At 38.1% G+C, this 12574-nt stretch carries 9 protein-coding genes; 8 read left to right on the forward strand and 1 reads right to left on the reverse strand.

Going from position 1 to position 12574, the window contains the following annotated elements; translation table 11 throughout:
* Window positions 1-7: 7 nt before the first annotated feature.
* The 4 genes from nagZ to umoD all read left to right on the forward strand — a co-directional run bounded on the left by nagZ (window position 8) and on the right by umoD (window position 4661).
* On the forward strand, window positions 8-1027 hold the full coding sequence (gene nagZ, locus SB028_RS07585; RefSeq protein WP_036937719.1) for a beta-N-acetylhexosaminidase: 1020 nt from the start codon (window positions 8-10) through the stop codon (window positions 1025-1027).
* Window positions 1024-1569, forward strand: coding sequence for an alpha/beta hydrolase YcfP (ycfP, locus tag SB028_RS07590; RefSeq protein WP_069368127.1), 546 nt, complete (start codon window positions 1024-1026; stop codon window positions 1567-1569). Before nagZ ends, ycfP begins: the two co-directional genes overlap by 4 nt.
* Window positions 1570-2001: 432 nt before the next feature.
* A complete protein-coding gene (locus SB028_RS07595) occupies window positions 2002-3309 on the forward strand; it encodes an NAD(P)/FAD-dependent oxidoreductase (RefSeq protein WP_069368128.1) in 1308 nt (435 codons plus the stop codon).
* Window positions 3310-4160: 851 nt separating this feature from the next.
* Window positions 4161-4661, forward strand: coding sequence for a flagellar biogenesis regulator UmoD (umoD, locus tag SB028_RS07600; protein ID WP_069368129.1), 501 nt, complete (start codon window positions 4161-4163; stop codon window positions 4659-4661).
* 81 nt (window positions 4662-4742) lie between these two features.
* Here the strand turns inward: umoD and mfd are convergent, their stop codons facing one another.
* Window positions 4743-8192 (reverse strand): transcription-repair coupling factor, encoded by a 3450-nt coding sequence (gene mfd, locus SB028_RS07605; protein WP_069368130.1) that lies wholly within the window; start codon window positions 8190-8192, stop codon window positions 4743-4745.
* A gap of 193 nt (window positions 8193-8385) precedes the next feature.
* On the opposite strand from mfd, the gene lolC reads away from it, so the two are divergent.
* The 4 genes from lolC to cobB all read left to right on the forward strand — a co-directional run bounded on the left by lolC (window position 8386) and on the right by cobB (window position 12529).
* Window positions 8386-9588, forward strand: coding sequence for a lipoprotein-releasing ABC transporter permease subunit LolC (gene lolC / locus SB028_RS07610; protein WP_069368131.1), 1203 nt, complete (start codon window positions 8386-8388; stop codon window positions 9586-9588).
* 46 nt (window positions 9589-9634) lie between these two features.
* A complete protein-coding gene (gene lolD / locus SB028_RS07615) occupies window positions 9635-10339 on the forward strand; it encodes a lipoprotein-releasing ABC transporter ATP-binding protein LolD (protein WP_069368148.1) in 705 nt (234 codons plus the stop codon).
* On the forward strand, window positions 10339-11586 hold the full coding sequence (gene lolE / locus SB028_RS07620) for a lipoprotein-releasing ABC transporter permease subunit LolE (RefSeq protein ID WP_069368132.1): 1248 nt from the start codon (window positions 10339-10341) through the stop codon (window positions 11584-11586). Before lolD ends, lolE begins: the two co-directional genes overlap by 1 nt.
* An 85-nt stretch (window positions 11587-11671) precedes the next feature.
* Entirely contained in the window at window positions 11672-12529 is an 858-nt protein-coding gene (gene cobB, locus SB028_RS07625; protein WP_248620209.1) for a Sir2 family NAD+-dependent deacetylase, read from the forward strand.
* The last annotated feature ends 45 nt before the right edge of the window (window positions 12530-12574 follow it).

The raw sequence follows: 12574 nt of genomic DNA on the forward strand, positions 1-12574 counted from the left end.
GAATGTTATGGGTCCAGTAATGCTTGATGTTGAAGGATATGAACTCGATAGTGAAGAGCGTGAAATTTTAAAGCATCCTCTTGTCGGTGGATTAATCCTTTTTACCCGCAACTTCCACGATGCTGAACAATTAAATGAATTAGTTCGTCAAATTCGTGATGCATCTCATGAGCGTCTTGTGATTGCAGTAGATCAAGAAGGGGGACGAGTACAGCGCTTCCGTGATGGTTTTACGCGTATACCTGCGGCCCAATCTTATGCGGCATTAAATGAAAGTTATCAAGCGAGTCATTTAGCACAAGAAGCGGGATGGTTAATGGCATCAGAAATGATTGCCATGGACATTGATATCAGTTTTGCACCTGTGCTCGACTTAGGTCATAACTGTATTGCCATAGGTGAGCGTTCTTTCCATGATTCACCTGAAATTGCAATGACAATGGCAGAGAGCTTTATTAAAGGTATGCGCTCAGCGGGTATGAAATCAACAGGTAAACACTTCCCTGGGCATGGTGCTGTAAGGGCTGATTCGCATAAAGAAACACCTCGGGATGATCGCTCTTTAAATGACATTAGACAACGTGATATGTCTATTTTTAAAGATTTTATTCAACGCCAGTTATTAGATGCGATTATGCCTGCTCATGTTATTTATTCTCAGGTTGATGAACGTCCTGCAAGTGGCTCATCGTACTGGTTGAAATCTATTTTACGTGAACAGTTAGGCTTCCAAGGTGTTATCTTCTCTGATGATTTATCAATGGAAGGTGCTGCCATTATGGGGAGTTACGCGGAAAGAGCACAACGTTCACTAGATGCTGGTTGTGATATGCTTTTAGTGTGTAATAACCGAAAAGGGGCGGTGAGTGTGTTAGATAACCTGTCCTCCGTCAAAGCAGAACGCATTTCCACATTGTACCATCACCGAGGTCGTTACACATTGAGTGAGCTACAAACCTCTGATCGTTGGAAAAAAGCGAATCAGTTGCTGACTCAATTACAGGAGCAATGGCAGGAGCGAGCATGATTATATATTTACATGGTTTTGATTCCACGAGTCCTGGAAATCATGAGAAAATTTTACAGCTACAGTTTATTGATCCTGATGTCCGATTTTTAAGTTACAGTACGTTGCATCCTCGTCATGACATGCAGCATTTACTGAAAGAAACGGATAAAGTGATTAAATCCACAAAAGAGCCTGTATTAATTTGCGGTGTAGGATTAGGTGGATATTGGGCAGAGCGTATTGGTTTCTTATGTAATATTCGTCAGGTAATGATTAATCCCAATCTTTTTCCTTACGAAAACATGACAGACAAAATCGACAGACCTGAAGAATATTTAGATATTGCAACGAAATGTATTAAAGATTTTCGTTCTAAAAATAAAGATAACGCTTTAGTGATCCTATCCCGTAATGATGAGGTTTTAGATAGTCAGCGTTCTGCTGATGAATTATCGCCTTATTACTCCGTCATTTGGGATGAAGCGCAAACGCATAAATTTAAGAGTCTCTCTGAGCACCTATTTAAAATTAAAGCGTTTAATCGTAAAGAGTCAGACTAAAGTAAAGTGTCTAAAATGGATGGCGTTTGTTCCATCCATTTTTTTATCTAACAAGCCAAATCCTCATACCATCTTTTCTACCTATCTCTTTTCAACATCTGTGTGGCTTCCTTATTTTTCACGACGGATTTTAATGCGCCTCTTATGCTTCTTTTTCTAGTTCATTGTATTAAATGATAAAAATAAATATCCTTATATTTTTTATGGTTATTAGCTCTTCAGCAAAAGGCAAAAAGCGCTTATTTTCTTCAAAAAATAGATATGAATATTCAAATATTTTTGATATAAATCAATTTTGGTATGACCATCTTTCCAATTAACTTGCTTAAGAACAAAAATAACAGCCGAAACGATTTAACTGTCGTTATTTAAGTAGATTTCACTAAGGCTATTTAAATAACAACAGTAAATATCTTTATGGAGTGACGTTAAATGTCATTAAAAAAAATTGTTATTGTCGGTGGTGGTGCGGGTGGTTTAGAACTGGCAACCAAATTAGGCAATAAATTAGGGCGCAGCAAAAAAGCAGAAATCACCTTAGTGGATCGCAACAATAGTCATTTATGGAAACCCCTTTTACATGAAGTGGCAACGGGCTCTTTAGATGATGGTGTTGATGCTTTAAGTTATTTAGCACACGGCTATAATCATCATTTCAATTTCCAATTAGGCTCCTTAACAGGGCTTGACCGTGACCAAAAAAAGATAACACTGGCTGCCATTTATAATGAAGAGCAAGAGCTACTCGTGCCTGAACGCACATTAGACTATGATATTTTAGTGATGGCATTAGGCAGTAAATCAAACGATTTTGGCACACCAGGCATCAAAGAAAACTGTATTTTCTTGGACAGTCCTCAACAAGCACATCGTTTCCATAATGAAATGTTGAATTTGTTTTTAAAATACTCAGCAGATAATAATGCACAAGAAGAAAATCGTAAGGTCAATATTGCGATTGTAGGTGGCGGTGCGACGGGGGTTGAGCTTTCAGCTGAATTACATAATGCAGTGCGTCAGCTTAATAGCTATGGATTAAAAAAATTAGCACCTTCAGCATTAAATATCACTTTAGTTGAAGCTGGAGAGCGCATCTTGCCTGCATTACCAGTGCGTATCTCTAGTGCTGCACATCAAGAATTAACAAAATTAGGTGTGCGAGTTATGACCAAAACGATGGTCACAAGTGCGGATGAAAGTGGATTAAATACCAAAGAAGGTGAGCATATTGATGCTGACTTAATGGTGTGGGCAGCAGGCATTAAAGCGCCTGATTTTATGAAAGAGATTGCAGGCTTAGAGACTAACCGTATTAACCAGCTAGTTGTTAAACCAACCTTACAAACAACCTTAGATGAGTCTATCTTTGCGATTGGTGACTGTTCTTCTTGTCCAAGAAAAGAAGGTGGTTTTGTTCCTCCACGAGCACAATCTGCACATCAAATGGCAAGTCGTTGTTATGGCAATATTTTAGCAATGTTAAAAGACAAACCACTAAAAGATTATGTGTTTACCGATCATGGTTCATTAGTTTCACTCTCTAAATTCAGTACTGTGGGGAGTTTGATGGGGAATTTGATGAAAGGGGACATGATGATCGAAGGACGCATAGCGCGGATTGTTTATATTTCTTTATATAGAATGCATCAGATAGCTTTACATGGTTATATCAAAACTGGGCTTATGATGTTAGTCGGATCAATCAACCGAGTTATTAGACCTAAACTAAAACTTCATTAAGTTATCTTTTGCCTCGCAAATAAGACAAAAGTTATCTTTTTTAACCCTCATATTATATGAGGGTTTTTTATCTATTTTTCTTTTAAATTAAATAATTAAATGAGAATATCCAAATAAGATAAATAATCTCAGCATAAAGCACTAGATGATTTATCTTTCTATATCAAAAATAACCAATAACTCTAAATATCAATAGAACAATGATAAAGATAATTTTATTATTAAGAATAAACTTCTAATACTAAAGGTAGTGTTTATTTTATTTATTACGCTAGATTATTTAAGATTTTTCTTAAATAAAAAATGATGTTTAATTCAATAATTCATCAATAAAAATGTTATGGTGTTTGAAAGATTTTAATTAGAAAGATAATAAGTAAAAATTATTAGATGTAAGCTTAACTCTTTATTTTTATTCATATTTAAGCAACTAAAATAATTTTACAAATCTTAAAAGTAAATTTTATAATATGAGTTAAATAGGAAATACTTCCTATTTTCAGACGACATTTGTTAACTTGGTGTTATCATAATGATATATTATAAATTGCATAACGATTGTTATTTTTCAGCTTAATAAATTAAGATCTATCTTAATATAATGTATAAATCTTAAGAATATAGTCAGTATTTATTTAATTAAGTAATTAAAACAGAAATAAGTGGTGTATTTAACATGTCATAAATACGTAGTTTACTTATTATGTTAATCAGCATGGATGTTGAATTAAGCTATCAGATTAGAGAATTCATTTATTGAATACTAAATATATTAGCCAGTTAGCGCGAAACGGTGGCTTTTATTACGTATCTGTGGCAATTAAGGATAAAACAAATAAAAAGGGGTAAAAGTGGGTGTTAATGTCAGAAAGTGCACACTAATAGGACTAATCATTGCATTAGCAATTCTTTCATTTATTGCATGGAGGTGGGTATTTCCCCAACCTCAATACGCTTATGTTGTTTCGGCTACGCCTATTAAATCGACCGTTTTTGTGACAGAAGAGTATTGTCACCGAATTGGCTTACCGACACCTTTTACACCAGAAAAATTGTCACGATTTCATCCAGCAGAGCAAGAGTGTCGAGTGTTTTATATGATTGAAGCACTCAACAATAGCAATATAGCTAATTTTCCTTATCCTCAATTTAAAGAGTGCATCCCGATTTATCGTCAAGAGCGTAGGATCGTTGGTTATGATGTACTTTACACTATCGATGGAACACCGGGCAAAGTGCGAACCACGTTTAAACCTGGTGAAGTTATCGCGTTAGACTCTGATGGTAGACTGATTTTAGAACAAGAGCCTTATTGTTCTATGAATGAAAAAATACCTTGTCGTAAAGAGTAAACCCAACAATATAACAATTAACATAAAAGAAAGGCGTAATTGAAATGACTCCAATTACGCCTTTTGTTGATAAAATAACCGTTATTTTGTGATTATTTTATGCTCATTAAATGCACTTAACATATCATCAATAAAAGTGAGTCGTTTTTCACGCTCAGTTAAATCAGTAATAAATTTCAGTTTTGATGGACCATCTAAACGGAAAATAGCAGGTTGCTTTTGAAGTAAGCTGATTAAATATCCCGGATCAACCTTATTCTTTTCACTAAACTCAATAAATCCACCTTTATCATGGGCTTCAATTCGAGTGATCCCTAAACTCATAGCACTTAAGCGAATCGCAGCATTGCGCAATAGATAACGCCCCGCATCAGGTAATTTACCAAATCTATCGATTAATTCTGCTCTTAGATCATTGAGCTCTGTTAGGTCGATTGCACTGGCAATTCGTTTATAGAATGAAAGTCTGACATTAACATCAGGAATGTAATCATCAGGCAACAAGACTGGCATTCTTAATTCAATTTCAGTTTGTTGATTGGTGAGATCTTCAAGTGATGGCTCTCGGCCTTCTTTAAGCGCTTCTACTGCACTTTCTAACAATTCCATATAAAGTGAGAAGCCGACTGTATTCATTTGACCGCTTTGTTCTTCACCTAATAATTCACCCGCGCCTCGAATTTCTAAGTCATGAGTCGCTAATGCAAAACCTGCCCCCAAATCTTCCAGTGAAGCAATTGCTTCTAAACGTTTATGAGCATCTTTTGTCATTGCTTTAGGATGTGGTGTTAACAAATAAGCATAAGCTTGATGATGAGAGCGACCTACTCGACCACGTAGCTGATGCAATTGCGCTAAACCAAAGTGATCTGCACGTTCAATAATAATAGTGTTCGCACTGGGTATATCGATACCTGTTTCAATAATGGTGGTGCAAAGCAATACATTAAAACGTTGGTGATGGAAATCATTCATCACACGCTCAAGTTCACGTTCACGCATTTGTCCGTGACCAATACCAATACGCGCTTCAGGAACGAGTGCCGCTAGTCTCTCACGAGCTTTTTCGATATTTTCAACATCGTTATACAAGTAATAAACTTGCCCACCACGCAATGTTTCACGCAAGATAGCTTCACGTACCACTAAGTCATCATATTCTCGTACAAAGGTTTTTACGGATAAACGACGCGCTGGTGGCGTTGCAATAATGGAAAGATCACGCATACCACTCATTGCCATATTCAACGTACGCGGGATCGGTGTCGCCGTTAGCGTTAAAATATCAACATTTGCACGCATGGCTTTTATGCGCTCTTTGTGACGTACACCAAAGCGGTGCTCTTCATCGACAATTAATAACCCTAAATCTTTCCATTGGATATTCGGTTGAAGGAGCTTGTGTGTACCAATCACAATATCAACGGTTCCTTCAGCCAGTTTATCTGTGATTTGCTGTTGCTCTTTTGCACTACGAAAACGCGAAATCATTTCAATGTTAACGGGCCAATTAGCAAAACGATCTCGGAAATTATCAAAATGCTGCTGAGCCAATAGGGTCGTTGGCACTAAAATGGCGACTTGTTTATTGTTATTAACAGCAAGAAATGCAGCACGCATCGCAACTTCTGTTTTACCAAACCCAACATCGCCACAGACGAGTCTATCCATTGAAATGGCTTGGCACATATCGCTAAGTACAGCATTAATCGCTATTTCTTGATCTGGCGTTGTTTCAAAAGGAAAACTTTGGCGGAATGATTGGTATTGCTCTTTGTCCATTTTAAAGGCAAAGCCTGTTTTTACTTCACGCTGAGCATAAATATCTAATAACTCTGCGGCAACATCACGCACTTTTTCGGCGGCTTTTTGGCGGGCTCTTACCCATGCATCGCCACCTAATTTATGCAGTGGGGCATTTTCATCTGCGCCACCAGAATAACGACTGATTAAATGCAGTGATGAAACAGGCACATAAAGTTTGTCATTACCCGCGTAGCTTAACATCAAGTATTCAGCTTTAACGCCACCCGCTTCTAGTGTTGTCATTCCTTGATAGCGGCCAACACCATGCTGAAGGTGAACAACGGGTTGTCCTATATTTAATTCAGCAAGATTGCGAATTAAAGTATCTGTATTAATCGCACGACGATTGTCTTGACGACGGCGATTAACACGTTCACCTAACATATCACTTTCACAGATCATGGCTAATTGACGATGACTGTCAATAAATCCATGTTCAGCAGCGCCAATGATAAAGTAAAAACCTTTCTCTTGAGCGTCAGATAATTCAATGATCTGTTTGGGGGCTATTTTTATCCGCGATAAAAGCTCTTGTACGGTTTCGCGCCGTCCTTCACTTTCCACTGAGAAAATAATACTGCCTGAAAATTGTTCTTGGAATCGGCGTAAGTTATCTAACGGTGATTTGCTTTGAGCGTTAATCGATAAATCAGGAAGGGGTTGATAGCCTAAATTGGTCTGTCCAGCTTTTTCTGGCAACGTTTCTGTTTTAAGTTGAATACGAGGCCACTGCTTTAATGCTTGATTAAATTTATCAACATTCAGCCAAATGTCATCAGGGGGTAATAGTGGTCGCATAGGATCAACACGACGGCTTTCAAAACGTTGATTAATGTCTTGCCAAAATTTTTCCACAAAATCGTGTAAATCTTGCGTCACTATTAATGTGTTTTTAGGGAAATAAGCAAATAAGCTAGATAAAGGCTGTTCAAAAAATAGGGGTTGCCAATATTCAATGCCCGTTGGCAATATGTGTTTACTGACTTGCTGATAAATATGTTCAGGATCACGTCTTACATCAAACCGTTCACGCCATTGGCTACGGAAAATTTCTATCGCATTTGCATCAGTTGGAAATTCATGGGCAGGCAGTAAATTAATTTGATCAACTTCAGCTAATGTTCGCTGTGTATCGACATCAAAAGTACGTAGACTATCTATTTCGTCATCAAAAAAATCAATACGATAAGGAAATTCACTTCCCATAGGAAATAAGTCTAATAAGGCGCCACGCGTTGCATATTCACCATGTTCTAATACTTGTTCGACATGACGATATCCCGCTTCATCTAATGTTTTACGTAAATTATCACGAGAAAGTACCTCTCCTTTTTGCATTACCAGCGCATGACTTGCGAGATAATCCGTAGGACAGACCTTCTGCATTAACGTATTGACAGGTAAGATTAAAATTCCCTTGAGAAGTGATGGAATACGGTATAGCGTAGAAAGGCGGTTTGAGATAATTTCTTGGTGAGGTGAAAAACTGTCGTATGGCAGCGTTTCCCAATCTGATAATGTCTCAACAGGATAATCACAAAACTGACGGATTTCATCTTGTAAACGCAATGCATTTTGCATATCACGAGTAACAAGAACGACTAATCCAGAGTGACGTTTGATGATCTCTGCACATTCTAGAGCACAAGCGGCACCAGTCAGTTGACCTAGCTGACGAGTATCCCCTTGTTTTATAGGAAGTTGATAACGATATTCTGAGGACATAAGCGTGTAATGTGAACTCTTTGTTGTAGTTAACTCCCAACACATCTTTAGCATAATGGCTAAAGCTTAAACTGGCGGGCAGGTTAAGATAAAAGAAAAACCACAGTTTGGGAATAGAGTGGTTCCATTCAGTAAGACTACCCTTTATTATCCCTGAACACTTCGCATTAGCAACAGGAACAGCACAGATTTCATGTACAATTCTGTCTCATTTTATATAGGGCTCCGTTATATGCGGGGTCGTGCGGTCGATAAATTCGGTCGCTTTGTCTCATGGCTATCCGCTTTAGGGATTATGTTAGGTGTAGCAGCACTGATCACAGTGACTTCTGTCATGAATGGCTTTGAACGTTCATTGCAACAAAGCATTCTAGCGTATATTCCACAAGCAATCGTGACATCACCTAACGGGCAGTTACCCCGAGATCCAAATATAGCTGAAAGATTACTGACGCGTGAAGGTATCATAAACGTTACCCCTTTAGTAGAAGGTGATGTCGTTTTACAAAGTAAAGACAATATCAGCGTTGGTGTCATGCTGGGAATAGAAAAAGAGCAAGATGAACCTTTAACGAAATATATTCGTTATGGGGATTTTTCTATGCTGAAAGCGGGAGACTATGGTGTGATTTTAGGAAGTGGCCTCGCTAAACAGTTAAAAGTAAAAGTGGGGGATAACATCCGTCTTATTGTACCAAGTGTTAGCCAATTAACACCCATGGGAAGATTACCTAGTCAACGATTATTTACCGTTAAAGGTATTTTCCAAAGTGGTGGTGATGCAGATGCTTCTCAAATCTTAGTTAATCAGCAAGATGCTGCTCGTTTAATGCGTTATCAGTCGGGTCATATTACCGGGTGGCGTCTTTTCTTTACCGATCCTCTCAATATTGAAAAATACAGTGCACAATCTTTAGATAAAAATCTAAGTTGGAAAGATTGGCGCGAACGTAAAGGTGAATTTTTCCAAGCGGTTAAAATGGAAAAAAATATGATGGGATTATTATTAAGCTTAATTATAGCCGTGGCGGCTTTTAATATTATTACCTCACTTTCTTTATTGGTCATGGAAAAACAAGGTGAAGTTGCTATTTTGCAAACGATGGGGTTAAAACGCGCTCAGATCATGTCTATTTTTATGCTACAAGGTGCGGGGGCTGGTATTTTAGGGGCGGTAGCGGGTGGTTTATTAGGGGCATTACTCTCAAGCCAATTAAATGTCATCATGCCTGCGGTAGGACTTATCCCTCAAGGGGTTGAATTGCCTGCAACACTTGATTGGGGACGCGTTTTTATGATTGGTTTCTCCGCTATTATCATTTCCCTTTTATCCACTTTATACCCGTCTTGGCGGGCCGCGGCAATTCAGCCAGCAGAGGCGCTACGTTATGAGTAATTCTTCTTTGAATAAACAATCAATGACATCAGAAAAACAAATACAAATTAACAAAGAGGGTTTATTGGATTGCCACGCTCTATGTAAACAATACCAAGATGGCTCTATTTCTACACAAGTGTTGAAATCCGTCTCTTTTAAAATGGATAAGGGCGATTTTCTTGCCATCGTGGGAAGTTCAGGTTCAGGGAAAAGCACTTTATTACATTTACTAGGCGGGTTAGATTCTCCAACATCAGGTGAAGTCTTTTTTAAAGGCCAATCACTTAATAAATTATCCTCTTCTGAAAAGGCTGATTTACGTAATAGCCAATTGGGTTTTATTTATCAATTTCATCATCTATTACCTGATTTTACAGCACTGGAAAATGTTGCTATGCCATTGATGATTGGCGGAGCAAACGCTTCTGTTGCGAAAGAAAAAGCGATGTCTTTACTTGAAGCGGTTGGATTAAAAGATCGTGCTCATCACCGTCCTTCCGAGCTTTCTGGTGGTGAAAGACAACGTGTTGCGATTGCGAGAGCATTAGTGAACGATCCCGCATTAGTCCTTGCTGATGAACCAACGGGTAATCTTGACCAGAAAAATGCAGAAGGGATTTTTGACTTGTTGATTAAATTAAACAGAGAAAAACAAACAGCTTTTCTGGTCGTAACGCATGATTTGTCACTGGCAGCTCGTTTTCAGCGCCAACTTGAAATGAAAGATGGTCAATTACAGTCACAAAACGCAATTTCAGGAGTGAAATAATGGCGCAATTGCCACTTGCATTAGTGACCGCATTACGTTTTTCAAGAGGGCGAAAACGTGCGGGAATGGTTTCTTTAATTTCAGTTATTTCAACACTGGGCATTATGCTTGGTGTTGCTGTTTTAATTATTGGCCTAAGTGCGATGAATGGGTTTGAACGTGAATTAAAAAATCGTATTTTATCTGTGGTGCCTCACGGACAAATTTATTCAGTAGAACAGCCATTTGTACAATGGCAATCAGCATTACCTCGTATTGAAAATACCCAAGGTGTTGTTGCTGCGGCTCCTTATATTTTACTCACTGGATTATTAGAAAAAGGAACCGAGTTAAAAGCGGTGCAGGTTATGGGAGTCTCACCTGAGAAACAAGGTGATATCAGTTTATTACCTCAATATGTACAAAATAATGCATGGCAAGATTTTAAGGCGGGTAAGCAACAGATTATTATTGGGCAGGGTGTTGCTGATGCATTAAAGATCAAACAAGGTGATTGGCTCACCGTATTGATCCCTAATAATGATGATCCAACTAAGCTTTTACAACCTAAACGTATTCGCTTACAAGTGAGTGGCATATTTAAACTGAGTGGTATGCTCGATCATCAATTAGCGTTAATTCCTTTAGCTGATGCTCAGCAATACATGGATTATGGGCATGGCATTACAGGGATTGAAGTGAAAACAGTAGATCCTTTTTTCGCGAATGAAATTATTCATAATGCAGGTTTAAATAGCGAAGAGTATGTTTATGCCAAAAGTTGGATAAGTGATTATGGCTATATGTATAGCGATATTCAGATGATCCGCAGCATTATGTATTTATCGATGATCTTAGTGATTGGTGTCGCTTGTTTCAATATTGTCTCAACGTTGATTATGGCGGTAAGAGATAAAAGTAGTGATATTGCTATCTTGCGAACGTTAGGTGCAAGAGACAGTCATATTCGTAATATCTTTTTATGGTACGGCTTATTATCTGGCATGATTGGCTGTATTGCTGGTGTGATATTCGGTGTATTGGTTGCTTATAACTTAACGCCATTAGTATCTATTATTGAATCATTAACGGGACATAGTGTGTTGTCTGGCGATGTTTATTTCGTCGATTTTCTACCTTCAGAAGTGCATTTAATTGATGTTTTCTCTGTATTTATTACCACTGTGATCTTAAGCCTGATTGCAAGTTGGTATCCTGCACGTCGAGCCACTAAACTAGATCCTGCAAGAATTTTAAGTGGACAATAAGTTTATTGGCATACAAAGAAGAAAAAACGCTTAAACTAGTGAAGAAAAGAAACGCGATATTTAAACTTGAAAACCAAGGATTGTAATGATGAAACTTAAACTTCGTCATCGTCGGCTTAGGAAGTTTCGTAAAATTAAAAGTTTACGTAGACAACATTCACGTTGTCGCTATTTTCATCTAACCCATAAAACGGAACATGAAATGAATTTACCCAAAGTTGTCGTATTAACAGGGGCTGGCATTTCGGCTGAATCAGGAATTAGAACATTCCGATCAGAAGATGGATTGTGGGAAGAACATCGCGTTGAAGATGTTGCAACACCTGAAGGTTATCAACGCAATCCCCAATTGGTTCAGCAGTTTTACAATGACCGCCGCCGCCAATTGCAACAACCCTCGATCCAACCTAATGAAGCACATTATGCATTAGCAAAATTGGAGCAACGTTTAGGTAAAGAAAATTTTTTACTTGTTACGCAAAATATTGATAACCTGCATGAAAAAGCAGGTAGTAAACATATTTTGCATATGCATGGTGAATTGCTAAAAGTACGCTGTCCCCAATCTCGCCAAGTATTTGAGTGGAAAGGGGACTTAGAAACAACGGATCGCTGTCATTGTTGTCAATTCCCATCGCCATTACGACCGCATATTGTCTGGTTTGGAGAAATGCCAATTGGTATGGAAGAGATTTATCGCGCTTTGTCTGAGGCTGATATTTTTATCTCTATCGGGACATCTGGAAATGTTTACCCAGCGGCGGGTTTTGTCCATGAAGCTCGATTAACAGGCGCTCATACCGTTGAATTAAACCTTGAACCAAGCTTGGTTGAAAGCCAGTTTGAAGAGAAACATTATGGTCCTGCTAGTCAGGTCGTTGATGAATATGTTCATAAATTGTTTGAATTAATTAATGATCCTAAAGCTGATTTGACGCAATAATTATTTTATAGAGTTCCCTATTATTGTTCTTAGAGAGATTTTAGG

It is taken from the genome of Proteus vulgaris (assembly GCF_033708015.1).
Lineage (GTDB): Bacteria > Pseudomonadota > Gammaproteobacteria > Enterobacterales > Enterobacteriaceae > Proteus.

Bases quoted from the DNA above. Each gene is read 5' to 3' on its own strand.
- SB028_RS07595 (WP_069368128.1), top strand. From the start codon at position 2,002: ATGTCATTAAAAAAAATTGTTATTGTCGGTGGTGGTGCGGGTGGTTTA.
- cobB (WP_248620209.1), top strand. From the start codon at position 11,672: ATGATGAAACTTAAACTTCGTCATCGTCGGCTTAGGAAGTTTCGTAAA.
- lolC (WP_069368131.1), top strand. From the start codon at position 8,386: ATGTACAATTCTGTCTCATTTTATATAGGGCTCCGTTATATGCGGGGT.
- nagZ (WP_036937719.1), top strand. From the start codon at position 8: ATGGGTCCAGTAATGCTTGATGTTGAAGGATATGAACTCGATAGTGAA.
- mfd (WP_069368130.1), bottom strand. From the start codon at position 8,192: ATGTCCTCAGAATATCGTTATCAACTTCCTATAAAACAAGGGGATACT.
- lolE (WP_069368132.1), top strand. From the start codon at position 10,339: ATGGCGCAATTGCCACTTGCATTAGTGACCGCATTACGTTTTTCAAGA.
- ycfP (WP_069368127.1), top strand. From the start codon at position 1,024: ATGATTATATATTTACATGGTTTTGATTCCACGAGTCCTGGAAATCAT.